The organism is Arthrobacter sp. S41 (genome assembly GCF_004320535.1).
Lineage (GTDB): Bacteria > Actinomycetota > Actinomycetes > Actinomycetales > Micrococcaceae > Glutamicibacter.
On the sequence record NZ_SIHY01000001.1, the window covers coordinates 1,493,090 to 1,519,476 of the forward strand.

22 protein-coding genes are annotated in these 26,387 nt (G+C 56.1%); 11 read left to right on the top strand and 11 right to left on the bottom strand.

Going from position 1 to position 26,387, the window contains the following annotated elements:
- Positions 1-95 precede the first annotated feature (95 nt).
- The 5 genes from EYR88_RS06880 (at position 96) to purM (ending at position 4,712) form a co-directional block, all read left to right on the top strand.
- Complete coding sequence (locus EYR88_RS06880; RefSeq protein ID WP_131088923.1) at positions 96-1,070, top strand: asparaginase; 975 nt, start codon at positions 96-98, stop codon at positions 1,068-1,070.
- A 79-nt stretch (positions 1,071-1,149) separates the two neighbouring features.
- Positions 1,150-1,530: a sterol carrier family protein gene (locus EYR88_RS06885; protein ID WP_131088924.1), complete on the top strand. Its 381-nt coding sequence runs from the start codon at positions 1,150-1,152 to the stop codon at positions 1,528-1,530.
- A gap of 4 nt (positions 1,531-1,534) precedes the next feature.
- Positions 1,535-1,861, top strand: a complete 327-nt coding sequence (locus tag EYR88_RS06890; protein ID WP_131088925.1) for a hypothetical protein — start codon at positions 1,535-1,537, stop codon at positions 1,859-1,861.
- A gap of 107 nt (positions 1,862-1,968) precedes the next feature.
- The gene (gene purF / locus EYR88_RS06895; RefSeq protein WP_131088926.1) at positions 1,969-3,492 is read left to right on the top strand and encodes an amidophosphoribosyltransferase; all 1,524 of its coding nucleotides are present in this window, start codon (positions 1,969-1,971) and stop codon (positions 3,490-3,492) included.
- Positions 3,493-3,572: 80 nt separating this feature from the next.
- The gene (purM, locus tag EYR88_RS06900; protein WP_131088927.1) at positions 3,573-4,712 is read left to right on the top strand and encodes a phosphoribosylformylglycinamidine cyclo-ligase; all 1,140 of its coding nucleotides are present in this window, start codon (positions 3,573-3,575) and stop codon (positions 4,710-4,712) included.
- Positions 4,713-4,793: 81 nt separating this feature from the next.
- Here purM and EYR88_RS06905 read toward each other — a convergent pair whose 3' ends face one another.
- Entirely contained in the window at positions 4,794-5,714 is a 921-nt protein-coding gene (locus EYR88_RS06905) for a Sir2 family NAD-dependent protein deacetylase (protein ID WP_315973787.1), read from the bottom strand.
- A gap of 160 nt (positions 5,715-5,874) precedes the next feature.
- Positions 5,875-6,093, bottom strand: coding sequence for a DUF3073 domain-containing protein (locus EYR88_RS06910; RefSeq protein ID WP_131088928.1), 219 nt, complete (start codon positions 6,091-6,093; stop codon positions 5,875-5,877).
- A 224-nt stretch (positions 6,094-6,317) separates the two neighbouring features.
- On the opposite strand from EYR88_RS06910, the gene EYR88_RS06915 reads away from it, so the two are divergent.
- The gene (locus EYR88_RS06915; protein WP_131088929.1) at positions 6,318-6,974 is read left to right on the top strand and encodes a septum formation family protein; all 657 of its coding nucleotides are present in this window, start codon (positions 6,318-6,320) and stop codon (positions 6,972-6,974) included.
- 88 nt (positions 6,975-7,062) lie between these two features.
- Here EYR88_RS06915 and clpB read toward each other — a convergent pair whose 3' ends face one another.
- A complete protein-coding gene (gene clpB, locus EYR88_RS06920; RefSeq protein ID WP_131088930.1) occupies positions 7,063-9,651 on the bottom strand; it encodes an ATP-dependent chaperone ClpB in 2,589 nt (862 codons plus the stop codon).
- Positions 9,652-9,765: 114 nt separating this feature from the next.
- Between clpB and EYR88_RS06925 the strand changes: the two genes are divergently transcribed.
- The 3 genes from EYR88_RS06925 (at position 9,766) to EYR88_RS06935 (ending at position 12,205) form a co-directional block, all read left to right on the top strand.
- Positions 9,766-10,260 (top strand): DinB family protein, encoded by a 495-nt coding sequence (locus tag EYR88_RS06925; RefSeq protein ID WP_131088931.1) that lies wholly within the window; start codon positions 9,766-9,768, stop codon positions 10,258-10,260.
- 30 nt (positions 10,261-10,290) lie between these two features.
- Positions 10,291-10,758, top strand: a complete 468-nt coding sequence (locus EYR88_RS06930) for a GNAT family N-acetyltransferase (protein WP_131088932.1) — start codon at positions 10,291-10,293, stop codon at positions 10,756-10,758.
- A 262-nt stretch (positions 10,759-11,020) separates the two neighbouring features.
- Positions 11,021-12,205: a TerC family protein gene (locus EYR88_RS06935; protein ID WP_131088933.1), complete on the top strand. Its 1,185-nt coding sequence runs from the start codon at positions 11,021-11,023 to the stop codon at positions 12,203-12,205.
- 71 nt (positions 12,206-12,276) lie between these two features.
- Here the strand turns inward: EYR88_RS06935 and EYR88_RS06940 are convergent, their stop codons facing one another.
- Positions 12,277-12,687 (bottom strand): YccF domain-containing protein, encoded by a 411-nt coding sequence (locus tag EYR88_RS06940; protein ID WP_131088934.1) that lies wholly within the window; start codon positions 12,685-12,687, stop codon positions 12,277-12,279.
- A 125-nt stretch (positions 12,688-12,812) separates the two neighbouring features.
- Between EYR88_RS06940 and trmB the strand changes: the two genes are divergently transcribed.
- Entirely contained in the window at positions 12,813-13,670 is an 858-nt protein-coding gene (trmB, locus tag EYR88_RS06945) for a tRNA (guanosine(46)-N7)-methyltransferase TrmB (protein ID WP_131088935.1), read from the top strand.
- Between the two features lie 51 nt (positions 13,671-13,721).
- Complete coding sequence (locus EYR88_RS06950; RefSeq protein WP_131088936.1) at positions 13,722-14,348, top strand: GNAT family protein; 627 nt, start codon at positions 13,722-13,724, stop codon at positions 14,346-14,348.
- Here EYR88_RS06950 and EYR88_RS06955 read toward each other — a convergent pair.
- The 7 genes from EYR88_RS06955 to EYR88_RS06985 form a co-directional block, all read right to left on the bottom strand.
- A complete protein-coding gene (locus EYR88_RS06955) occupies positions 14,345-14,773 on the bottom strand; it encodes a MerR family transcriptional regulator (RefSeq protein WP_131088937.1) in 429 nt (142 codons plus the stop codon). The two genes, EYR88_RS06950 and EYR88_RS06955, sit on opposite strands and share 4 nt — an antisense overlap.
- Positions 14,774-14,892: 119 nt before the next feature.
- Positions 14,893-15,870, bottom strand: a complete 978-nt coding sequence (locus EYR88_RS06960) for a DnaJ C-terminal domain-containing protein (protein ID WP_131088938.1) — start codon at positions 15,868-15,870, stop codon at positions 14,893-14,895.
- 85 nt (positions 15,871-15,955) lie between these two features.
- Positions 15,956-16,537, bottom strand: coding sequence for a nucleotide exchange factor GrpE (locus EYR88_RS06965; RefSeq protein ID WP_131088939.1), 582 nt, complete (start codon positions 16,535-16,537; stop codon positions 15,956-15,958).
- 13 nt (positions 16,538-16,550) lie between these two features.
- Positions 16,551-18,404 carry a molecular chaperone DnaK gene (dnaK, locus tag EYR88_RS06970; protein WP_131088940.1) on the bottom strand — a complete coding sequence of 618 codons (1,854 nt, stop codon included), beginning with the start codon at positions 18,402-18,404 and terminating at the stop codon, positions 16,551-16,553.
- A 556-nt stretch (positions 18,405-18,960) separates the two neighbouring features.
- The gene (pulA, locus tag EYR88_RS06975; protein ID WP_242632476.1) at positions 18,961-22,080 is read right to left on the bottom strand and encodes a pullulanase-type alpha-1,6-glucosidase; all 3,120 of its coding nucleotides are present in this window, start codon (positions 22,078-22,080) and stop codon (positions 18,961-18,963) included.
- A gap of 298 nt (positions 22,081-22,378) precedes the next feature.
- Positions 22,379-23,914 carry a DEAD/DEAH box helicase gene (locus EYR88_RS06980; protein WP_131088942.1) on the bottom strand — a complete coding sequence of 512 codons (1,536 nt, stop codon included), beginning with the start codon at positions 23,912-23,914 and terminating at the stop codon, positions 22,379-22,381.
- Positions 23,915-24,202: 288 nt separating this feature from the next.
- Positions 24,203-26,254: an MMPL family transporter gene (locus tag EYR88_RS06985; protein WP_242632477.1), complete on the bottom strand. Its 2,052-nt coding sequence runs from the start codon at positions 26,252-26,254 to the stop codon at positions 24,203-24,205.
- Between the last annotated feature and the right edge of the window lie 133 nt (positions 26,255-26,387).

A 26,387-nucleotide genomic window follows, 5' to 3' on the forward strand; every position in this document is an offset into this window, starting at 1 on the left:
TATGACTTCCCCAGATCCTCTGAATTTGGACGCAGGATCACCCTGCTGCACGCCGTTGAGCATTGGTGCGCACAGTTCGCGAATAAACTGGGCAGATGGATGGATCAGTGGATATTTCCGATTGTGCGCAGCTGGTGCAGGTGCGACGTAATGGCGCGGTGGAATCTAGACACTACGGTGTAGCCGTGGTGCTCGGAGAAAACGGATCCTCGTTGCTGGCTCTCGGTAACCCAGAGGCGCTGATCTTTCCGCGATCTGCACTCAAGCCCTTCCAAGCAATCGCTTCCTTGCGCTGCGGTGCACAACTAACTGAGGAACAGGTAGCTCTGACCTGCGCTAGCCACGTGGGCAGCTTTGCGCATCAGCAGCTTGCCTTACAGATTTTGGAATCAGCTGGACTGAGTACCGATGATTTGCAGTGCCCCGAAGCGTGGCCCGTAGATTCAGCGACTCGCACGCAGATGACCATTGAGCATCTGCCCAAGTCGCGCTTGACGTTCAACTGTTCGGGAAAACATGCAGGGTTCCTGAATGCAGCCAAGTCCCTAGGCGCTGACACCGACACGTACTTGGATCCGGCCCATCCTGTGCAGCAAACAGCTCACCGTGTCTTTGAAGAGTTCTGCGGCCCGGTGGCACGCACCGGCGTAGATGGCTGCGGCGCCCCAGCAGTGCAAATGTCCCTGCTCAGTCTGGCCCGCGGTTTCCATCACTTGCTCGCTACTTCAGATCCAGATGCTCAACGAGCCGTTACTGCCATGCTCCACCATCCCTGGGCGGTGAGGGGCGAAGGACAAGCAAATACCGAAGTCATCAAACACGCTGGTGTCATCGCTAAGTTAGGTGCCGAAGGAGTGCTGGCCATGACCGCTCCCAACGGGGTCACCGTGGCGATAAAAATGCTTGATGGCTCTTCGCGAGGAACCGATCTGTTGGCTCTGTCATTACTGCACAAGTTCTCGGCCATCGATGAAAATAGCTATCGCAAATTGCACCAGCAACTTCAGCCGCCGGCCACCACAGTTGGTGCCCAAGCAGCTGATCTACAGTTAGCTGGGACCGATTTTTAGTGATCAACTTCCACCCGGGACGACTCCCCCGGCAAATATGACAGTTTTACGTCATCGAAACAAAGAGATGAGATAGGTCATGGCAATCAAGCGTCGCGTTGATGAAACCGCTGGACGCTCGGCAGTGCGCGAGTGGGCTCAAACCGAGCCAGGACAAGCAAAAATATCCCGTCCTGTCCTCGCTATGGCGGTTCGCTACCTGCTGGAAGAATTAGCCTCTCGTGCCGAGGGAAATTCCGTTGAAGTACGCGTACCACCCTTCGGTGTGACTCAGTGCATAGCAGGGCCCAGGCACACCCGTGGAACACCGCCCAATGTAGTCGAAATGCCTGCTGAACTCTGGCTTTTGTTAGCTACCGGGCGAACGTATTGGAGTGAAGCACAGCAAACTGGCCAGTTGCACGCCTCTGGACTTAGGGCAGACTTGTCCGCGCACCTACCACTTATTGAGTACCCTTAAGGGTATGGAGCAACACCCCGCTACCCCGAGATCTGCAGAGCAAAGTGTCGAAGTGCAAATTCACTCGGCGCCCAAATTCTGGCCATTCATCTTGACCTTTGTCGTACTTGGTGCGCTAATCGGTCTGGTCACAGGTTTGCTCGGCGAACCTTCGCAGGAGTACACCCGCGCTTCAGCCTCCGGATTCTTCGCGATGTTCGGTGCTGGACTCGGTGCAGGTATCGGAGCATTGGTGTACGTGATCATTGATCGCTTCACGTCAAAAAAATCCACTAAGCATCTGGCAGTTCCTCTGGCCGAGGACACTGACTCCAGGGGACAACAAGGCTAGGCAGCTTTTCCCTTCCACTGAAGAGCGGGCGGCCGCGCACCTGGCCGCCACCAACCACACACAAACGGTCGGTGTCGACCAAACCAGAACATGAGAGAATAACTGACATGGCGCGTGGCGACGGATTCTTAAATCACGACCTGCTTCCAGGCGAGAAGGGGCCGCAGGACGAATGCGGCGTTTTCGGCGTTTGGGCTCCGGGCGAAGAGGTTGCAAAGCTGACCTATTACGGTCTGTATGCATTGCAACACCGCGGGCAGGAGTCAGCTGGCATTGCGACCAGCGACGGTGCACGCATCAATGTCTACAAGGACATGGGCCTGGTCTCGCAGGTATTCGACGAGAACACCTTGAACTCCATGAGCGGACAGCTGGCTGTTGGCCACTGCCGTTACTCCACCACCGGCGCCAGCCACTGGGCTAACGCCCAGCCAACTTTGGGTCCAACCCAGACCGGCACAGTTGCTTTGGCGCACAACGGTAACCTGACTAACTCCGCTGACTTGGCTGACATGGTTGTTGCCAAGCAGCAGGCAGATGGTGGCAAGGTCCGCGGCGAAATCGCTCAGGGCAATACCACCGACACCGCTTTGGTCACCGCTCTTTTGTCCGGGACCGAGGGACAGTCGCTGGAAGAAACCGCGCTGGAACTACTGCCTAAAATCGAAGGCGCCTTCTGCTTTGTCTTCATGAACGAAGACACCCTCTACGCAGCTCGCGATCCACACGGTGTACGCCCACTGGTATTGGGCCGATTGAACCGCGGTTGGGTTGTTGCCTCCGAGCAGCCAGCCTTGGCTACCGTAGGTGCCTCGTTCATCCGCGAAATCGAGCCAGGCGAAATGATCGCCATCGATGAGAATGGTGTTCGCTCCACCCGCTTTGCCGAGGCTACCCCCAAGGGTTGCGTTTTTGAGTACGTTTACCTCGCCCGCCCTGACGCTTCCATCGCTGGACGTTCGGTCTACGAGTCCCGCGTAGAAATGGGTCGCCAGCTGGCCCGCGAAAACAGCGCGGATGCAGATATCGTGATCCCAGTCCCGGAATCTGGTACCCCCGCAGCCATTGGTTACGCCGAAGAATCTGGCATTCCATTCACCCATGGTTTTGTGAAGAACGCCTACGTTGGCCGTACCTTCATTCAGCCTTCGCAGACCCTTCGCCAGCTGGGCATCAAGCTAAAGCTCAACGCCTTGGAAACCGTCTTGCGCGGTAAGCGCGTGGTGGTAGTGGATGACTCGATCGTTCGTGGCAACACCCAGCGTGCGGTAGTTCGTATGCTGCGTGAAGCTGGAGCTTCCGAGGTGCATGTGAAGATTTCTTCGCCTCCGGTGAAGTGGCCTTGCTTCTACGGCATCGATTTCGCCTCCCGCGCAGAACTGATTGCCAATGGTGCAGCAGTGGATCAGATCGCTACCTCCATTGGTGCTGACTCGCTGGCCTATATCTCTGAAGACGGCATGATCGAAGCCACCATGCAGCCACGCGAGCGTCTGTGCACCGCGTGCTTCACCGGTGACTACCCGATCGCGCTTCCGCAGGAAGAACGTCGGGGAAAGAATCTGCTTGAGCGTGCTAACCAGCCTGGTTGCGAGCCCGGCCCAGATTCCGAATTCGAAAACATCAGCTAAGTACCCGGGACCTCCCCACACATCTCGTTGCAAGCGGCACCGGAGAACCGGTGCTCACGACAGAATAGGAAACCTCTGCCATGAGCGGCAATGATCAGCCAACTTCCATCACCTATGCCGGTGCCGGCGTTGACGTTGAGGCCGGTGACCGTGCCGTTGAGTTGATGAAGGGTGCGATCAAGGCTACCCACACCTCGGGTGTCGTCGGAGGCGTTGGCGGTTTCGCCGGGCTTTTTGATGTCTCCTTCTTGACCGGTTACAAAAAGCCTTACCTAGCTACCTCCACCGATGGTGTGGGCACCAAGGTGGCTATCGCCCAGAAGCTGGACATCCACGACACCATCGGCCAGGACCTGGTCGGCATGGTAGTTGACGACATCGTCGTCGTAGGTGCCAAGCCACTATTCATGACCGACTACATTGCCACCGGCAAGGTTGTCCCAGAGCGCATCGCGGACATCGTTCGCGGTATTGCCGAGGGTTGCAAGCTCGCTGGCACCGCATTGGTCGGCGGCGAAACCGCTGAGCACCCAGGCCTGCTGGCGGAAGACGAATACGATGTTGCCGGCGCTGCCACCGGTGTTATCGAAGCTGATCAGCTGCTCGGCCCAGAACGTGTTCTGGCCGGCGACGTTGTTATCGGCATGGCCTCTTCAGGTATTCACTCCAACGGTTACTCGCTGGTGCGTCGGGTTATTGCCCACGCTAAGTGGGAACTGGACCGCGAGGTTGCCGAGTTCGGTAAGACCCTGGGTGAAGAACTGCTTGTTCCAACCCGCATTTACACCACCGCCTGCTTGGATCTGATTGATGATCTGAACAACGGCGAGGACTTCGGTGTGCATGGCTTCAGCCACGTGACCGGTGGCGGCCTTGCTGCCAACCTCGCTCGTGTGCTGCCACAGGGCTTGATGGCTCGTGTGGATCGCTCCACCTGGGCTTTGCCAGCTGTCTTCTCCACCATCGCGACTCTGGGCAACGTGCCACAGCCAGATCTGGAGCGCACCCTGAACTTGGGCGTTGGCATGGTAGCCATCGTTGATCAGGCCGTGGCAGACCGTGCTGTACAGCTGCTGAACAAGTCAGGTATGGGCGCATGGGTTATGGGTCAGGTTGAAAACATTGATCCGTCGGCAGCTGACGCAGGCTTGGACTTCGTCCAAGGTGCTAAGGGTGTTGACGGTGGCGCAGTGCTGCTGACCGGAGCCTACGCCAAGTAGCCAGCACAGTTACCTACAACGAAGCGCCGCACTGATTGTCAGTGCGGCGCTTCGTTTATTTCGGCTTAGGTTCGGGCAGCCCTAGTCCAGTTGGCTCAGAGCCTGGTCCAAGGGGATCCGCCAACGCCAGGTAGCTTTTTGTTCTCCGCGCACATGGCCATTGGTGATCAGCGCTACGGGCAGTTCACGTTTGACGAAGTTCAGCAATACTTTGTAGCCGCTCATCACTGCCAGGGAGGACCCCAGCACAAGCAAGGAGCTGGATTCTTCTTCCAACGCGGTCATGAGTTCTTTGCGTTCAGCTGGGACGCTTTCCCCGAAGTAGACAACGTCTGGTTTGAGCGCATAGGAATCGCAATTCAGGCAACGAACCATCACAAACTGGTCGATGAGGTATTGCGGTAGCTCCACATCGCCATCGGGATTCACCGCGGCGGGATCAATTTCTACCGCTTCTATGTAACCCTTGTTGGCCGCTTCCAGTCGTACGTCGAAGTCCCTACGGTTCTCGCTAAATCCGCAGTTTAGACAACGCACAGTCGAGAGATCTCCATGCACCGGGATCACGCGTTGGGATCCCGCTTGCTGGTGCAGGCCATCCACGTTCTGGGTGATGATTCCGCTAATCTTGCCTTCACGTTCCCACTGCACCAAGCGCCGGTGAATCTGGTTTGGTTCAGCCTTATCCATGTGGCGCCAGCCTACGTAGCCGCGCGCCCAGTAGCGTTGGCGTGCTTCAGGACGGTAGCGGAATTCCTGATAAGTCATCGGACGGTGACGCTGTAGCGATCCGTTAGGGCCCCGGTAGTCTGGAATGCCCGAGTCAGTGGAAACCCCGGCACCGGTAACAACTAGCACGTTGCCCGCAGCGAGGATTTGTTTCACACCCTCAAGCGCTTCGGCTTCGGGTGTTGGTGGAGCTTGCTCCTCCACAATTCGCTGCATCGAGCGTATGGCAGAGTGGTGCGCCATCTGGATTGATAGCTCTTCTTTGCTACTCACGTTCCACCTCAAGTTTGTTAGACACGACAAAGGCCGCAGCGACTACTAGCTAATTTAGCTTAGTCCCTGCGGCTTGTCGTAAATGTACTGAAGAGCTGTACCACTTGGTGCTTTGGGTGTGGCACTGAGAGTCAAGAACTCCCGGTCTCAGATAAGGAGATTAATCCTCATCGTCGTCTCGTGAGTACTTCTTAGTCAGATCGTCGTAATCCGAATAATCTTCTTCATACGATGAATCATTACGCTCAATTTTTTGAGCATGATGATCGGACTGAACGCCCAACTCGCGTTCTAGTGCCGAAAGGTCAGTGGACGGAGAGTAGTACTTAATGTCTCGCGCCTGACGCTGTGCTTTAGCCTTTTGACGGCCGCGCCCCATGGCGTGACCCCCTCTTTTCAGTAGAGTCGGAAGGTGGTCCACCTTAAAAGATGAAGGCCCCCGAATATGTGATCAGTTCTTTCGTATTTAAAGGTTAACATGATTCACCGGCGAGCATTGAACGCAACACTCTCCGATACCGCTAGACTGTCAATTAGTCCAACGACTATGTATTGAGCTGATGAACGTTCGCAGGACCCGACAATGAAGGAGCCCAGCAGGTGGTGGAAAAGAATCTGCCGGAGCCGCAGGCGGCATTGCCCCCATTGCAGCCCGAAACTCAGAAGCCTAAGCGACGCGGTGGCCAATGGGCACTAATGATCATCGCCGTTTTGGCGCTGGCCGCTGCCGTGGTCTTTGTGGTGTTACGCATCATAGATCCCCCAGCTTCGCCCATTGCGAACAACGTGGAACGCAACGAATCCCCTGGGCTCGACGGGATCATTGCAACCGAAATGCCTCCAGCTCAGCTAGAACTCGGAGATTGCCTTCGCGAATTCGATTCTCCGTTGGACACGCAAACTGTCGTGACCTGCAATTCAGCGCACAACGCTCAGATGATCGGTTCCTTTGAAGTTTCCGGCACCGACTACCCTGGCGCCAACGAGCTACTGACCCAGTCAGAAGATATGTGCAAATCTGTCTCCATTGATCCCAGCGCTGGCTTGGACTCCACGTGGACTTATCACTTCTCCCGCCCTTCTGAAAGCACCTGGGGCCAGGGCGACCGGACGGTCTCTTGCTTCTTGAGCGTCTCCGAAGGCAACGTACGCACTTCGCTCTTGCCTGAAGAATCGACCGAGAATTCTGAAGACGAAAAGTCCACGGATGAATCTTCCGAGGATGAGGATTCGAAGGCCGAAGAGACCACCGAAAGCTAAGTAAATATTTCTTGCGCAATAGTCTTGAGCAAAAAGTGAGTAGGGGCATGAACAGAATGATTCTGTTCATGCCCCTACTTTTTTGTTATTAGCTCTTCTTCAACACCTTGAGCTGATCCGCCTCTTGGTCAAGAAGCACTTCAACGGTGTCACCATCTTGTACATTGCCAGCCAAGATTTCCTTAGCCAACCGGTCCCCGATTTCACGCTGAACCAAGCGACGCAAAGGACGCGCACCATAGGCAGGATCGTATCCGGTCAGGGCCAGCCATCCACTGGCAGCCTGATCAACCTCTAGGCTCAGACGACGTTCGGCAAGGCGCTGCGAAAGAAGCTCAATCTGCAGCTTCACAATGTTGCCCAACTCCTCCAGGCTCAGTGGATCAAACAGGATGACCTCATCCAAGCGGTTCAAGAACTCCGGCTTGAACGACGCATTGACGACGTTCATGACCGCGCTCTTTTTCTCCGCCTCTTCCATGCTTGGATCAACCAGGAACTGCGAACCAAGGTTGGAAGTGAGAATCAGGATGGTATTCCTGAAGTCCACTGTCCGGCCCTGCCCGTCAGTCAGCCGGCCATCGTCGAGCACCTGAAGCAGAATGTCGAATACCTCTGGATGCGCCTTCTCAACCTCATCAAGCAAGATCACCGAGTATGGGCGCCGACGCACTGCTTCGGTGAGCTGCCCGCCTTCTTCATACCCAACGTATCCCGGAGGGGCACCAACGAGGCGTGAGACTGCATGCTTCTCCGAGTACTCAGACATGTCGATTCGAACCATCGCACGCGGGTCATCAAAGAGGAAGTCTGCCAAGGACTTAGCCAGCTCAGTCTTACCAACACCGGTTGGCCCAAGGAACAGGAAGGATCCTGTAGGCCGGTTGGGATCGGCAATACCAGCACGAGTCCGGCGTACTGCATCCGAGACGGCGCTAACAGCTTGCTTCTGCCCCATCAACCGCTGGCCAAGGATCTGTTCCATATCCAGCAACTTCTGGCTTTCACCCTGAAGCATTCGACCCGCTGGAATTCCTGTCCACGCTGAAATGACTTCGGCGATGTCATCGGCAGTGACCTCGTCAGCGACCATGCTATCTTGGGTTGAGCGGTTCGCCTCGGCGAGCGCAGCAGCATCCAATTGCTTCTGGAGAGCTGGAATCTCTCCGTAGAGAAGACGTGAGGCCTTCTCCAAGTCACCTTCGCGCTGCGCCTTTTCTGCCTGGCCACGTAGCTCATCAAGTTTGACCTTGAGATCACCTACGCGGTTTAGTCCGGCCTTCTCCGACTCCCACTGAGAGTTCAGTGCGTCAAGAGTTTCCTTCTTGTCGGCCATGTCTTTGCGTAGTGCCTCCAAGCGCTCGATTGATGCTGGATCACTCTGGTCGGATAGGGCCAGTTCTTCCATGGTCAGTCGGTCCACTTCACGGCGCAGTTCATCGATTTCCTCTGGTGCTGAGTCAATCTCCATGCGCAGTCGGCTGGCTGCTTCGTCAACGAGGTCAATGGCCTTATCTGGAAGCTGACGCCCTGAGATGTACCGGTTGGATAGCGATGAGGCTGCCACGAGTGCGGAGTCAGCAATGGACACCTTGTGGTGCGCTTCGTAGCGTTCTTTGAGTCCGCGCAGGATGGCAATGGTGTCATCTACGCTCGGCTCTCCAACGTACACCTGAGCAAAGCGTCGTTCCAGGGCTGGGTCCTTCTCGATGTTCTCGCGGTACTCGTCCAAGGTGGTGGCACCGATCAGGCGCAGTTCACCACGGGCGAGCATTGGCTTGAGCATATTTCCGGCGTCCATGGCGCCTTCAGAAGCGCCAGCACCAACAACGGTATGGATCTCATCGATGAACGTCACGATCTGCCCGTCTGAAGATTTGATCTCTTCAAGAACAGACTTCAAGCGCTCTTCAAATTCACCACGGTACTTAGCACCGGCCACCATAGCACCCAGATCAAGGGAGATCAGGGTCTTGCCTCGCAGGGACTCGGGAACGTCTCCGGCAATCATGCGCTGAGCTAGCCCCTCAACCACTGCAGTCTTACCAACACCGGGCTCACCGATGAGCACAGGGTTGTTTTTGGTCCTGCGAGAAAGCACCTGGACAAGCCGACGAATTTCACGGTCACGGCCAATGACAGGATCTAGCTTGCCGGAGCGCGCCATAGCTGTCATGTCAGTGCCAAACTTTTCCAAAGATTGGAAAGTGGCTTCGGGGTTTGGATTATCAACCTTGCGGTCCCCACGAATGGTAGGCAAGGTTCCCACCAAGAGCTCGCGGGTAGCACCGAAGTCACGCATGGTTTCGCCGGCCTTGGTTTGATCCGAGGCCAGTGCGATGAGCAGGTGCTCGGTAGAAACGTAGGTGTCGCCCATTTCGGTCGCGGTTTCCTGGGCGTTGCTGACTACCTGCAAGAGCTGACGTGAGAACTGGGCCTGGGCCACTGAGCTACCCGAGCTTGATGGCAGCGCACTAATAGTGGCGCTAGCCTTCACTGACAGAGCATCAACATCAAGCCCAGCCGTTTTCAGCAGGGCAACAGCGACGGAGTCTCGCTGATCCAGAAGTGCCTTGAGCAAGTGCGCTGGTTCAATCTGCGCATTGCCTGCGGTGGAGGCATTCATACCGGAAGCTGAGAGAGCCTCCTGGCTCTTAGTGGTGAGTTTGGTGTCCACGCTCGTCCTTTCTCTCTTTGGGTGAACCCATAAACTTGAGTGTACTTAACTCAACTCTATTGTAGGTGACTTTATTCCAACCAGAAACACGTTGCAAGAGCCTTAGGATGAATCATGACCAATCCCGATACCCCCGAGGTGTACAGCTCGAATCACGACTCAATGATTCAGGTTTTCATTGATCAGCACCGGCAGATGCTGCACGACAGTTTGGAAACTCTCACGGAGTCTGAAGTACGTATGCAGCTAGTGAATTCCAAGACGACGTTACTTGGATTGCTCAAGCACGCCACCTTCGTTGAACGCGTTTGGTTCGGCGAAGCTGCCGCTGGGACCTCACGCAAGCAACTGGGAATCCCCGATAGCCCAGATGAGACCTTTGACCTCCTACCCACGGACAGCATTGAATCAGTGCAACGTGACTACACTCAGGCCATCGAACACTCTCGCAAAGTAGTACAGGGCACGAGTGGGGACGAGATCTTCCCAGGAAACCGACGAGGGCCACTACCGCTACGCTGGATTCAGCTCCACGTACTTCGTGAACTCGCTCAGCACTGCGGGCACGCAGATATCGTGCGTGAACAAATCATCGATGCACGCCAGTAGCACTCCCCAACCAACGGAAACGCAGCGAAGATGTCACTAACCCTCATCCCCATCCCCGCCCAAAAATTCTCATCATGGCTCAAGCGCAGTACCAGCGAATACGTCGCAGATCTCATCACTGCAGGTACAAGTCCGGCTAAAGCGCAGGACAATGCCGAACGAACCATGGCAGGATCATTTCCGGATTCCCTTCCCACCGATTCCAACGCGGTCTTCATTCTGGATCATGATGAATTTGGCGATGTCGGGTACCTCTGGATTGGTCGAGACACCTCCGAAGATCCAGCCTATTGGTGGCTGTGGGACATCATGGTGGATCCCGAATACCAAGGCAAAGGCTTTGGCCGGGAAGCTATGGAACTAGCGGAAGCCTACGCTCTCGCCCAAGGCGCAAAGACTCTTGGGCTAAGCGTCTTTGGGTTCAATCATGCTGCACGCGGCCTCTATGAATCCTTAGGATTCGAAACCACCAGCGTCAAGATGCGCAAAACGCTCTAGGATGGCCACATGATCCACGCTCACTCAGAACGCGCGAACACGAACCATGTATGTCACTAATCACATCTTCATCTGCACTGCGGGTCTTCCCAGCCACTGACAAAACACGTTAGGCTTGAAATACGTAAGGGAGTATTCATAAGCGTTTCACCCGTCAATACGTGGACCTTCATAGGTCTACCGGGTTTTACGGCCAGCTCTAAGCAGGCGAAGAGACTTACTCAAAATCGTCTAAACGCGCCTTACGAAAGTAGGACCTTCCATGGAAGTATCTGCCCTAATTTGGACCCTCACTGTGGTGCTCATTCTCGGCCTGTTGGCCTTCGATTATTTCTTCCACATACGCAAGGCCCACGTTCCGAACCTGCGAGAAGCAGCGATCTGGTCCAGCATTTATGTTGGCATTGCCCTGCTCTTCGGAGTCTTTGTACTGATCTTCGGCGGCATCGATATGGGCACCGAGTACTTCGCTGGTTACATCACCGAAAAAGCACTGTCGGTAGATAACCTCTTTGTATTCCTGATCATCATCGCTAGCTTCCGAGTCCCCCGTGAAGACCAGCAAAAAGTATTGCTCTTTGGCATCGTCTTTTCGCTGATTGCCCGCACCGGCTTCATCTTTGTTGGCGCAGCCCTGATCAACCAGTTCGCCTGGGTCTTCTATCTCTTTGGCTTGATCTTGCTGCTAACTGCAGGCAATTTGCTGAAGAAAGATGATGAATCTGATGAAGCCAATAACTTCATCATCCGTATCGCCAAGAAGCTGTTCCACACCACCGATAGCTACGACGGTGACAAACTTTTCACCAAGATTGACGGCAAAAAAGTACTGACCCCGATGCTCCTGGTCATGGTGGCCATCGGTGGAACCGACATTCTGTTCGCTCTGGATTCGATCCCGGCCATCTTCGGCCTAACCCAGAATGTCTACATCGTCTTTACCGCGACAGCATTCTCACTTATGGGACTGCGCCAGTTGTACTTCCTTCTTGACGGGTTGCTTGATCGACTGATCTACCTGTCCTACGGTCTCGCAGCGATCCTGGCCTTCATCGGCGTCAAGCTGATCCTGCACGCACTGCACGAAAACAATCTGTCATTCATCAACGACGGTGAACACGTTCAAGTCATCGAAATTAGTACCGGATTGTCCTTGACCGTAATCATTGGTGCCTTGCTCATTACCGTACTTGCATCCCTGTTCAGCAAGGCCGGGAAGGCTCAGACTGCTATTGGCAACCTAGGACGTCACGCCAGTAGCTACACAGATCTGACCTACACCTCGGATCCAAACGAACGTGAACGCATCTACCAGGCCTTGCTTGAAGAGGAAGCCTACGTGAAGTCGATGGCCAAGAAATACCGGGACAAGGCCAAAGACGTCGAGAAGATTCGCGAAGAAGTTGCCGAAGCGCATCAGCAACACGAACACTATCTAAATAGCTAGCTTCTGCTTGCGCCCAAAGAATTGGCCACCATCTCCAGTCGGAGGTGGTGGCCAAATCTTTGCAGGAGTGCCTAACGGCGGATGCCAGCGATGTAGTAATCGGAAGGCACGATGACCTTGCCCAGTGGCATCAAGGAGATGGGGATCATCTTCAGGTTCGCGATGCCCAGAGGAATACCAACGATGGAAACAAACATCGGGATCGCAGTAACGATGTGCCCAATAGCAATCCAGATACCCGCAACGAGTACCCAAATAATATTGCCCAAAGTGGAGAAGGCACCGACCGGACCGCGATCGATGGCAGTGCGGCCGAACGGCCACAACGCATACCCTGCGATCCGGAACGAAGCGATGCCAAAGGGAATGGTTACGATCAGTAAGCAGCAAATAATGCCGGCCAAGACGTAGCCCAGCGCAAGCCAAAGCCCGCCGAACACCAGCCAAATAATGTTGAGAATACCGCGCACTAAATCAGTCATAGGTATATCTTCTTCCCTAGCTGGCCGTTGCACTATGGGTGATCCCCCGGATTTTCCCCTAGGGTGTCCAATCCCCCACTTTCTGGCAAGCAACCGACCCCGTTGCTCCGCTAGGATTAATCATCATGAGCGAATCGAGCGATCAGCAGCGCCCTGCCGAAGGAACTGCCCCCAAGGACCCAAATCTCTTCCGCGCAGAACCAGTGTCGTTTGTGCGTCGTGGCAACCGTTTGCAAGGCCGTCGTGCCAGCGCATGGGAACGCAATGCCGAGCAGTACGTCATTGATCCGCCGCGCAAGATTGCCGACACCTCGGTTGCCGATGATTTTAAGCTAGACCCTGAGCAGGCCTTTGGCCGTAGCGCTCCACTCATCGTGGAGATCGGTACCGGCCTTGGAGAATGCATCGCTAATGCTGCCAAGGATGATCCTGAGCGTAACTACCTCGCAGTTGAGGTTTACCGTCCGGGACTTGCACAACTAATGCTGAAGGTTGAATCCTTCGAGATCAGCAACGTCCGCGCAGTTCAGGCCAACGCTCCGGAAGTTTTGGACGTGATGCTTGATGAGAATAGCGCCGATGAAATCTGGATCTTCTTCTCTGACCCTTGGCACAAGCCTCGCCACCACAAGCGCCGCTTGATCAAGCAGTCCTTCCTGGACAAGGTGTCGCGTGTGCTCAAGCCAGGTGGAACCCTGCGATTGGCTACCGACTGGTCCAACTACGCGGAGCAAATGCGCGAAGTCTTGGAAGCCCATGCAGACTTTGAGAATCAGCATCCAGGCAACCTCGCGGGTGTTGAGAGCAACCTGACCAAGGTCCGCCGCGACGGCATGGAAGGCTTTGACCCTGAGCCAGAATTCCTTGATGAACAAGGTGGCTGGGCTCCGCGCTTTGAACGTCGCATCCTCACCAGCTTTGAAGGCAAAGCGCTGAAGGCTGGACGTCTCGTTTTCGATTTGGCTTACACCCGCGTCGGTTAATATCAACGACAAGAAGTGTTTGGTGGCCATGGAATCCATAGGATGGATTCCATGGCCACCTTTGCATCCGAAACCAATACGTACGCGCAGACTCCCACGATGGAATACGCCGGGGTACGCCTGGAACAGCTTTCCGTGGATCACGCCGACGACTTAGCCGAGGTGGTCACCGCCGGCGCGCTGGACAAGATTTGGTACACGTCCATTCCGTCAGCCCAACAGATGGTTGACGATATTAAGAATCGTTTGGCGCTACAGGATGCTGGGGTTATGGCGCCCTTTGCCATCATTGACGTCGCAACAGGTAAAGCGGTGGGTGCCACCACTTATCTAAACATTGACCAGCCAAATAGGCGCGTTGAAATCGGTGCAACCTACTTGTCGGTCGCTGCTCAGGGAAGCGGAATTAACCCGGCGGCAAAGTACTTGCTACTGCAGCGTGCCTTTGAAGAATTAGATTGTTACTCTGTAGCATTCTGCACCCACTGGCACAATGCTGCTTCTCGAGCCGCCATAACGCGCCTTGGTGCAAAGCAGGACGGTGTGCTGCGCAATCACAAATATGATCCAACAACTGGGACCTTGCGCGACACCGTGATTTTCTCGATATTGCCGCACGAATGGCCAGCGGTGCGCACCAATCTTCAGGCGCGTCTAGAACGCCACGGGCGACTCTAGCGGCCGATAGCCCGGCGGGTGGTAAACAACGTTACGGTCGGTTCACGACGTTCTGGGCGCATGCCACGAGCCAAGGAAACGACGTCACCCCCGGAAGTACCGGCGGCAAAGATGCGTGTTTGGCCACGGCGCACGGCGCTTAGTTCATTGCGCAGATCATTCACTTCAGTTTGCAGGTAGGCAACCTGATCTTGCAGATCCAGGATTCGCTTGATCCCCTCTAGGGAGACCCCGTCCTTGCTCAGTGTTTGAACTTGGCGCAGCAAGGAAACGTCACGCTGCGAATAGCGACGCTGCTTGCCGGACTGTCGACTGGGCGAGACTAAACCGATGCGGTCGTACTGGCGCAACGTCTGCGGATGCATATCTGCCAGTTGGGCGGCGACGGAAATGACGAATACAGGTCGCAGGTACTCACCGTTCACGTTGGTTCAACCACCTTTCATCCATGGCTTATTTGCTCCTAAGTCTCTAGTCACCGAGTCTATCTTTCCTGCCGTGCCACTTCGAGGGCACGGCAGGAAGGAAAGCGGACTTCCCTGTTTTAGAGCTTGGCCTTAGCGGCCAGGTCCTCTCGGGGATCTGCGTCCTGTGTTGCAGCAGCGAAGTCCTCGACTGCCTTCTTTGCAGCGTCCGACAGGTTCTGCGGAATCACTACATCCAAGATGATCAGCAGGTCACCAGTGGCCTTTGACGTCTTCACGCCGCGGCCCTTCAGCCGCAAGGTACGACCGGAGTTCGATCCTGCTGGTACCTTCATCGCCACGGTGTCGCCATCCAAGGTTGGCACATGGATCTTGGCGCCGAGTACCGCTTCGTCAAAAGTGACCGGCACGTGGACACGGATATTATTTTCTTCGCGCTTGAAGAAAGGGTGTTCCGCAACCTTGACCTTGACTAGCAGGTCACCGTTGCCGGCAGCTCCTGGCTGGCCCTTGCCGCGTACGCGAACGGACTGTCCGTCCTTGATGCCCGCGGGGATGCGCACATCGATGACTTCGCCGTTCTGCTCACGTAGCCCAATGGTCGTTCCCTTGATGGATCCGGAGAAGGAAATCGAGGTGTTCGCGGTGCGGTCCGCTCCCTTTCGTGGTGGTGCGCTTTGTCCGAAGCCACCGCCGCCACCACCAAATCCTCCCCCACCAAAGAGGTCGGAGAAGTCCGGCTGTCCGCCACGGGTTCGTGCCCCGCCTCCGCCACCAAAGAGGTTGGAGAAGATGTCGTCAAAGCCGGCTTGGCCACCACCCGGTGCGCCACCTGCGCCGCCAGCTGAGAAGCGTGCTCCGCCACCCATAGCGCGAATGGCGTCGTACTGCTCACGCTGTTCTTTATCGGCAAGCACCGAGTGCGCTTCGGAAATGTCTTTGAATTTCTGTTCAGCGGTCACGTCGCCCTGATTGGTATCAGGGTGGTACTTGCGTGCAAGTTTGCGGTACGCCTTTTTAATGTCCGCCTCATTGGCGTCCTTGGCGACGCCCAAAATGGCGTAGAAGTCTTTTTCGATCCAGTCCTGACTTGCCATCAGGGCCCCATCCTTTCAATGCCAATTCGAAACTGCCCACTGACGAAGTCTCGGCAGTGGGCAGTTTCAATTGTGTTATTCGTGGCTATTCGCCGGTTGCGACCAATACCTGCGCTGCGCGCAGGACGGTGGTTCCCTTGCGGTAACCGTTACGCAACACCTGACCCACATGGTCGGCTGGAATTTCCGGAACAGCCTGGCGAAGCAGTGCTTCGTGGATGTTCGGGTCGAATTCCACACCGGCCTCGTTGATGCGCTCCAGGCCATGCTGAACCAAAATGGTATCCAGCTTGTTGGCGATCGCAGCGAACGGTCCGTCGGTCAGATCCCCATGCGCCCGGGCTGCATCGATTTCATCGAGTACCGGAAGGATGGTGGTCAGCACCGACTGGACAGCGTTTTCGCGGGCCACGGCACGGTCACGTTCAACACGTCGACGGTAGTTGACGTATTCAGCCTGCAACCGAAGCAGGTCGTTGCGTAGCTCGGCCTCACCGGCGCTAGCAGCTTCCTGCGACTCGGCCGACTCGTCCACGCCAGCACCAGCCTCGTTCAGGATCGCCTCGGCCTGACCCAGGGCGTCAGCGGTTGGCTGCTCGCTTGCGGCCTCTGGCTGGTTCTCCGACTCAGCGTCGAAGTTTTCGTTCTGGTCTTTTGCCTCGGACATATTCCCCAACTCCCTACTTCTTGTCGGCTTCGTCTTCGTCGATTACCTCGGCGTCGACGATGTCTTCATCAGCGTTTGGAGCCTGCTCGCCTGCAGTTGCCTCAGCACCCTCAGCCGAAGCGTTGGCGTAGATAGCCTCGCCCAGCTTGGTCTGCGATGCCTGCAGCTTCTCGAACGCGGCCTTGACCTCGTCGTCGTTATCCTGCTTCTCAAGGGCAGCCTTCAGTGCGTCAACGTCGGCCTGGACCTCGGTCTTGACCTCTTCTGGCAGCTTGTCTTCGTTGTCCTTGATCAGCTTGTCTACCGAGTAGGCAGCCTGCTCAGCAGCGTTACGGGTCTCAGCTGCCTCGCGGCGAGCCTTGTCCTCCTCGGCGTGTGCTTCAGCTTCCTGAACCATGCGCTCGATGTCTTCCTTGGACAGTGAGGAACCACCGGTGATGGTCATCGACTGCTCGGTGCCGGTTCCCTTGTCCTTAGCGGATACGTGCACGATGCCGTTGGCGTCGATGTCGAAGGTGACCTCAACCTGTGGGATACCGCGTGGTGCTGGTGCGATACCGGTCAGCTCGAAGGTGCCCAGAGCCTTGTTGTCACGGGTGAACTCGCGCTCGCCCTGGAAGACCTGGATCGATACCGAAGGCTGGTTGTCTTCAGCGGTGGTAAAGGTTTCCGAACGCTTGGTTGGGATTGCGGTGTTGCGCTCGATCAGCTTGGTCATCACGCCGCCCTTGGTTTCAATACCCAGGGACAGTGGGGTGACGTCGATTAGCAGAACGTCCTTGCGCTCGCCCTTCAGTACGCCTGCCTGCAAAGCTGCACCAACGGCGACAACCTCATCAGGGTTTACGCCCTTGTTAGCTTCCTTGCCGGCCAGGTCCTTGACCAGTTCAGCAACGGCTGGCATACGGGTGGAACCACCAACGAGGATTACGTGGGCGATGTCCGAAACCTTAACGCCTGCTTCAGCGATAACGTCGTTGAATGGCTTACGGGTGCGCTCCAGCAGGTCCTTGGTGAGGTCCTGGAACTTAGCACGCGAAAGGTGCTCGTCCAGGTGCACTGGGCCTTCTGGGGTAACCGAAAGGTACTGCAGGGAGATGTTGGTGCTGGTAGCCGAGGAGAGTTCCTTCTTGGCCTGCTCAGCAGATTCCTTCAGACGCTGCAGGGCAATCTTGTCCTTGGACAAATCTGCACCCTTGGCCTTAGCCTGAGCCAGCAGCCAATCTACGATGCGCTGATCCCAGTCATCGCCACCCAAGCGGTTGTCACCAGCGGTGGAGCGAACCTGAATGGTGGAGAAGCCGTCGTCATCCTTGCCAACCTCAAGCAGGGAAACGTCGAAGGTACCGCCACCCAGGTCGAAGACCAAGATGAGTTCGTCTTCGTTGCCCTTTTCCAGGCCGTAAGCCAGTGCAGCTGCGGTTGGCTCGTTGACGATACGCAGTACGTTCATGCCAGCGATCTCGCCGGCTTCCTTGGTTGCCTGACGCTCAGCGTCGTTGAAGTAGGCAGGAACGGTGATCACTGCGTCGGTGACCTTTTCGCCCAAGTACGACTCAGCGTCGTTCTTCAGCTTCATCAAGGTACGAGCGGAAATTTCCTGCGCGGTGTACTTCTTGTCGTCTACGTCGATGGTCCAGTCGGTACCCATGTGACGCTTGACCGACGCGATGGTGCGGTCGATGTTGTTGACGGCCTGGCGCTTGGCGATGTCGCCAACCAGAACTTCGCCGCTCTTCGAGAAAGCAACGATTGACGGGGTAGTGCGGTTGCCTTCCGCGTTAGCGATAACGGTTGGCTCACCACCTTCGAGTACGGAAACTACGGAGTTGGTGGTTCCTAGGTCAATACCTACAGCACGCGACATAATGGCTCTCCTTTGCCTTGGTTGAAAGTACTAACGCTGAGGACGTTTATCCTCATTGAGCGTTCTGGACTCAAGTTTACTCAGCCGTTTTCGACTGTCAAATCAACTTGAGCCAACCTCACTCAACTTTGCGTTCTGCTCTGTTCAACGGGTGAGGTGAGCGAATAATTCCCCTACCGCAAAAAAATTTCTCTCCCAGCTACGCGGACGCCACTAACTGCCCTAGATGCGATGAATCAAAGACTTCTTCCTGAATCCCAAGTTGTCGTGATGGGCTACAGAATTATCCAGCTGGCTTGGGCAATCACAACGTTATGTGACTTTCATAGGCGCCCAGCACAGTTAGTCCGAGGACCAAATCCACCGCGGGTTGCATTCCCTTACTTCCGCTTCGTGGGATCAATTTCCTACTTTGTCTTTGGCAACGAACAACCCACCCTTGCCGAGGCGAGGGTGGGTTGTTCGCTATGAGCGTGGCCAGCTATGTAGTTATTTGAATTGAGCTTCGCAAGAGCTGAGCAAGCGATCGGCTGATCAAATAACTAACCCAAGACTTTTAGTCGCTTTCAGCTTCCACGAGCACCGCGGCGGTGCGCGCAGGAATCGAAAGTTCGCCACTCTCGCTCTTGAAGGAAGTCGACTTTACTCGCTGATCGCTTCCATCTTCCAGTGCAGAGGCAAGCGAATACTCGCGCCCAACGAGGTCCTTAAGGGTTTGTGTTTTCTCTTCAGGAGAAGCGTTAAAAACGACCAAGGCCCCATCATGCTTGCTGTCCGCATCTGCACCCACGGTATCGTCAATGCGCATCACGATAATTCCCGGATCCGCCTTTGGACCGCTGAGCGGGAAGCTAACCTTCTGCTCAATCAGCTCGGCAGTTCCTAACCTCAAGAGGCCAACTTCATTGCGGGTACGCAAGAGGTCAAGAGCTGCACCTTCAGCTTGGGACATCGCTTTGGCATCTGGCTTGAGCTCAGGATCTTCCAACAGCGGTGCCATCAGATCCCATTTCTCACCGTTATCAGCCTTGGGAGGTAGACCAGAACCGAACGTATTTTCCTGGCCGGAGAAGTCGATTCGGTTAAACCAGTCCCCCGAGTCATAGCTATTTCGGTCTAGAGATTTTGAGCGCAACAGTTCTGTTCCGGCATGCCAGAAAGGAACAGCCTGCGAATACATCACCGCAGCTTGGGACAACGTATTCATTCGCACACGATCCTCCATGGAAGTTTCGAGAGGCAGCTTGAGCACGGTGAGATCGTAGAGTGTCTCGTTGTCGTGCGCATCAACATAGTTGATTACTTCTCCAGGTTGCGAGGCATAACCAGCAGCAGATCCGCGGTAATCCAATTCGTCACCACGGTGCACCTTGCCATCGGCAGCGAGGAATTCGAATCCGGCAAGATTGCCAGCCAAGCCCAAACGCACCAGGTCCGTTTCATGGCTTAGATCTTTGAGCGCTTCTTCGGTACTTCCATTAACCTCGTTCCCGTTAGGGTCTGTGCCCAGTCCGGTACCGAAGCCCTGACGGAAGGTTGATGATGAATCCACCGGACTGCCACCGTGGACCGCGTCGCGCAGCCGGTCGTTAAAGGTACCGATGCCGGTACCGTTGAGTTGACCTTGGGTGGCTTGATAGAACCGGGCGTTGTTGGCTACTTCCCCAAAGTTCCAGCCCTCGCCGTAGAGGTAGATGGACTTTCCATCCACACCATCGCGTGTAGGTGAGAGTTCATCTAATGCACTGCGCGCAGCCTCCATGGTTTCGCGTGAATGATGCCCCATGAGGTCAAAGCGGAAACCGTCAACCTTGTAGTCCTTGGCCCACAGCACCAGTGAATCAACCATGAGCTTCTGTGCGGCCGCATGTTCCGTCGCTAGATTTTCACAACAGGTCGAGGTTTCTACGTTGCCGGCGGCGTCCAGTCGGTGATAGTATCCGGGCACGATTTTGTCGAACACACTCTTCTCTGCCTGACCAGAGGCCGCGGTGTGGTTAAAGACCTGGTCCAACACAACTTCCAGTCCCATGCTGTGCAGGGATCCAACCATGCCACGGAACTCTTCTACACGCTGCGCTCCTTCGGGATTAGTCGCGTAGGATCCCTCCGGTGCCATGAAGTGGAAAGGATCATATCCCCAGTTGAATCCATCTTCGCCTGCATGAGCGGTGACGCATTCTTGCTGTTCACTTGAGGCGGCAGGCAAGGACTGCAACTTGCAGTCAGTTTCAGTTCGCTGCTTTTCATCCTCTTGGATTGTCGCGATATCAAAACTTGGCAGCAGGTGCACAGTGGTCAAACCTGCGTCCGACAGTTCTTGAAGTTGCTTGCTTCCTGCACCGTTGGCACCAAAGGCTCCAAAACGACCCCGAAGATTTTCTGTCACCGATGAGTCGGAGACTGAGAAGTCACGGATTTGAAGCTCGTAGATGCTGCGGTCCACATCTTTCTGAACATCATTTGCTTCGGCTTTGCGCCACTGCTTGGGCTGATGCTTAGGATCTTCCAAGTTCACTGCCACGGACTGAGTGGAGTTCGTCGTTAAGGCAACCGAGTAAGGGTCGGTGACAATATTGGTCTCGATCTTGCCGGTCTCGGGAACAAAGACCCGTACTTCCCACCGGTATTTGGCTTCCGCCATCTGTGGCTTACCGTTGACGGTCCATGCTCCACTAGCTGCGTCGTAGCTGGCTTGATGCCGGGTTGTCTTCTCGTTTTGGTCGGTGATCAACAGCGTCGTTTCATGGGCAGTGGGTGCCCAAAGCCTGAAGGTTGGTCGTTTGCCGGTGAAGCTCACGCCAAGTTCTACTTTTTGAAGTGCCGTCGCATAGAGATCATCAATGGCACCGGAGGTTTGCAGTGCGGTGAATGCGGTGAGCTTCTTGGCTCCGTCTTGAACATCCCAACGCGCCAAGGCCAATTGTGAGCGCAAGACGGCTGCAGTAACTTCCCGCGACATGTTCACGCGCAGTGCGCGGTAGTCGGCTAGGTGTGGGAATTTCTTGCGCTGCGCTTCGGTGAGCCCGCTGATAACTCCTTTGAGTTCAATCGGTTTCGCTCCGGAAATTTCCTCCCCGTCCAACCTCAGCTTGGCATCTTTCGAAGCGTAGAGAGCATAGCTTTCCCCGCTACCTAAGTCTCGCGGGATGGCAATCGTATCGGCAGAGATCCACTGCGCTTTGGATTGCCCAACCCCGGCAATCGTCGCACTAGTGCCATCAACCTGCACTAGATGAGTTGTTGAATCGTAGCTGAAGGTTACCGAGTCGCCCGACTTGACCGAAAGACTGTAGTTTCCGCCTCCAAGGGCTCCGCCCAACCCATAGTTCTCATCCCAACCACCATTGTGTGCCACCTTGAACTCGTAGGTTCCAGTGGGGATCTTGTCGGTGGCGAACTCGTACGTTCCGTCCCCGTCAGCATCAGTCATCGCTGTTGCTGCACAGCTTGCTTCCCATTCGGTACCGCAACCCAGTTCATCTTGAAAACTGCCAACCAAGGTGACTGTGGGTCCGTTAGCCGAAGCGGCCACCAGAGCCAACGGTGAGACCGGCGCCAGCACCAGTACCGGAGTGGCAGTCAAAGCAGTCAGCCAGCGGCGCCATGTGCGCTTTGGGTACTGCGGGGGTGAATGATGTTGGCGCGCAGAGAAAGTAGCGCTAGTGCTGTTCACGAAATGCTCCATTGAATTCGACAGTGCTGATGGCGCGCCACAACAAGTGGCAGGCCAGTGATTCAGACCACACTACTTAGCAGTATTCACAGAGTGCAAGCGTTTTCAACATTTACATCAATAAGGAGGTCAACTGGCAATCTTTATGGAAGTTTTCCATCTTTTTCCATAGAAAACGCTTGCAGTAGAACCTCAAGACGAGGGACATCGCCCATCTTGATTGCCACTTTTTGAGCGCTTAAAACACGAAGCCCTGGACAGCTTTTGCTGTCCAGGGCTTCGTGATGACTATTTAGTTTTAGCGACCGCTAGTGGTCGGGCTCGAAGCGCGACGTGGTCCGCGTGAACGGCCACCGGTCGGTGCTGAAGCGTTGCGACCACCAGCACGCGATCCGCGTGAAGCGTTCGATGGACGCTCTGTGTTTGCACCGCGAGCTGAACGTGCTGGACGATCAGCGTTGCCACCACGTGCTTCGCGTGCTGGACGCTCAGACTGGCTCGATGCGCCGTCACGATCCGAGCGACGACGTTCGCCACCGCGGGACTGACCTTCGCCACCGCGAACATTGCGTCCGCCACCGCGGCCACCACGAGCGTTCGAAGATTCGCCAGCTGGCTTCTTCTTAGCTGGGTTACGGGTCTGCTGTGCTGGAGCAACGTAGGCAACGTGCTCAGCAACTTCGCCAACAACCTTGGCAACAACTGGCGAGTTCAGGTTGACCTTTTCGAAAGGTACCTTCAGGCCAGCCTGCTTCAGCAACGAAGCAACGTCGCCCTGCTGATCAGGGGTGCAAATGGTAACTACGGTTCCATCCGAACCTGCACGGGCGGTACGGCCCGAGCGGTGGGTGTAAGCCTTGTGCTCTGCTGGTGGATCAACGTGAACAACCAGTTCCACACCATCAACGTGGACGCCACGGGCGGCAACGTCGGTAGCTACAAGAACCTTAGCTTCGCCGGAAGCAAAGGCTGCCAGGTTGCGGTCACGGGCATTCTGCGAGAGGTTGCCGTGCAGGTCCACCGCTGGAACGCCAGCCTTGGAGAGTGCAAGAGCCATCTTCTTTGCGTGGTGCTTGGTGCGCATGAACATGATGCGGCGTGCGGTGCCCTGAGCCAGAATACGGATCAGTTCTTTCTTGTCATCGTTGCCGATAACAAAAACGTGGTGCTCCATGGTGTTCACAGCAGCCTGAGGCGCATCCACCGAGTGAATGGTTGGGTTGCTCAGGTAACGCTTGACGACCTTGTCCACGCCGTTGTCCAAAGTAGCAGAGAACAGCATGTGCTGGATGCCGGTTGGCATACGGTCCATGATGCGGCGAACTACAGGCAAGAAGCCCATATCTGCCATGTGGTCAGCTTCGTCCAGTACGGAGATTTCAAGCTGGGAAAGGTCAACGATCTTCTGCTTGATCAGGTCATCAAGACGACCTGGGCAAGCGATGACAATGTCAACGCCCTCATTCATGGCCTTTTCCTGACGGCTCTGAGCCACGCCGCCGTAGATGACGGTGGTGCGCAGGCCGCTAGCCTTCGCCAGGGGATCGACAGTCTTCGCGATCTGGGTTGCCAATTCACGGGTTGGCGCCATGATCAATGCGCGGGGGAAGCGGGCCTTGCGGCGCTGGGGACGCTGTGCCAAGCGAGCGACCAGTGGCAACGAGAAAGCCAAGGTCTTGCCGGAACCGGTCTGTCCGCGGCCAAGAACATCTCCGCCAGCCAATGTGGATGGCAAGGTGGCTTCCTGAATCGGGAAGGGGGTTTCGATTCCGCTCTCGGAAAGGACTTTGGCAAGGTTTCCGGGCACGCCCAGGGCGCTAAAAGTTACGGACATATTCAAGCTTTCTCTCTGATTCGCACGCCACGAGCCGTGGCGCTGGGTCTCGCCGAGCCAGGAGGAAGTCCGCACCGCGCAGGGCCATCGTTCTGGCCTGCAACCACCGGTGAATCCGCACGGAATCATTCCGGGGAATCAGCTGGAGGGGAAATCTAAACTGTCGACGCATGCATCCGGTCAAATCCGGAGGTGCACAAGTATCCACTCTACAGTGCTTGAACCTGATTGGCCTGTGACCATCCCCGCCTTGCCCTTGATATGCCGGAGACTTTCACCACGTTCCCGCTACTTGCTGGCGCCAATTTTGCGTGCCAATTTGGAGGGCCACCAGACCTTTGGCCCAATCTCCTCCACCAGTGCTGGCACTAGCAGGCTGCGGACAATAAAAGTGTCAAGAAGCACGCCGAAGGCAACAATGAACCCCAGTTGTCCCAGGAACATGATGGGTACAACCCCTAGTGCGGCGAAGGTTGCTGCAAGGACAACACCTGCAGATGTGATCACGCCGCCGGTGACCTGCAGCCCGCGGCGCATGCCTTCATAGGTGCCGATCTTCAAGGACTCCTCGCGCACTCTAGTCATGAGGAAAATGTTGTAATCCACGCCCAGCGCTACCAGGAATACAAAGCCGAACAACGGCACCGAAGGATCCGCGCCAACATAGTTGAAGACATTATTGAAGACCAACGCGCTAACACCCATGGCCGTTCCATAGGAGAGCACCGTGGTGATCATCAAGAGCAATGGCGCGAGCACCGAGCGCAAGAGCAGCATCAGAATCACAAAGATCGCGCCCAGAGTCGTGGGGATGATCTTGTAGAGGTCCGCCTGCGCCGTTGCATTGGTATCGAGCTGCGTGGCGGTGGTGCCGCCAACCAGCGCTTGCGAATTGACCTGGTGCACTGCATCGCGCAGCGCAACGATAGTTTGCTTGGCCTCATCGGAGTCGGCGGCATCGGCCAGGGTCACAGAAATGAGGTTCCGCCCCTGGACCTCATACGGCTCAATTCCGCGCTCGGCAAGTGCAGGGCCGCCATTTTCGGCCTGCAGGTACGCTGAGTCAACGCCCGTCACATCAAGAGCCTTGTCCAGGGTTGCCTGGGCATCTGCTTGATCAACAATCACCGTTGCCGGGGAGCCAGTTCCTCCCGGGAAATGCTCGCCCAGCGCTACCTGGCCATCCCGGGCTTCGGAACCGCCAACCACCAGTTCGCTTTGAGGCACTCCGTGGGCCTTGAGCCCGGTGACACCCAGCACTCCCGCGGCCAAGACGACAACAGTGATCATCCAAATCGGCCGTGGATGCCGGGCGACAAATCCAGCGATCCTGCCCCACAGGCCCGCCGGGATCCCCGGGTCTTGGGGAGCGCTTTGAGGCTTGGGAGCAAATGGCCAGTAGGCGGCCCTGCCCAAGAGCCCCAGTACTGCTGGCAAGAAGGTCAGTGCGGCAATAATCGAGAAGATGATGCCCGAAGCGCCGATGGGCCCCAGAGCCTTGTTGGAGTTCAAATCCGAGAAGAGCAGGCATAGCAGGCCCACGGTGACGGTGCCACCCGACGCGACAATCGGCTCCAGCGAGCTCTTGAACGCCGTGGACACTGCCTGCCACTTGTCAGCGCCGGAGACCAAGGCTTCCTTGTGCCGTGCGACAAAGAGCAACGAGTAATCCGTGGCCGCGCCAATCACCAGAATGGAAAGGATGCCTTGGGCCTGGCCATCCAACCGGATCCAGCCTTCCGAGGCCATGAAATAGACGCTCAGAATCGCGGCGCAGAGGGCAACCATCGAGGTCATCAGCACCGTGATGGGCAGCAACAACGAGCGATAGACCAGCAGCAGGATAACCAGCACCGCTGCCAGTGCCACGCCCAGCAGCACACCGTCGATGCCGCCGAAGGCCTCAGCCAAGTCCGCGCTGAACCCTGCCGGTCCCGTCACGTAGGCAGTGGTGCCTTCGGGCTTTTCCGCGGCGATCAGGGAGCGCAGTTCCTCGACGCCTTCTTTGGCTTCGGTCTCGCCGGAGATTGGTACGAGCAGTTCAGCAGCTTGCCCGTCCTTGGAAATAAACGGTCCAACCACATCCCCTTCGAGGTATGTGAAGCCGGCAAGCTTTTCGGCGAGCGCAGTGACGGCAGAAGCCTCGAGTTTCCCCGTGCCGGTTAGGACCACGACGGCGGGGATCGCTTCAGAAGTTTGGAATTTGTTCTGCCATTCAAGGGCCCGGGTGGCTTCTGCGCTGGCCGGAAGGAAAGAGGTCTGGTCATTGGTCTGGACTTCGGAAAGCTTCCCGAAAGTGGGTCCGCCAAGTCCAGCCACGCCGAGCCATAGCAGAATCAAGACAGCGTAGATTCCAGCTCTTATACCTATGCTTTTTCTTTTTCTGGTAGTGGACGAGCCGTTTGCTAGCTGGGTTTGTTGTGGCACTTTCGCGTTTCCTCATTCATAGTCGCGCTCTGCGCATCGATCCTCG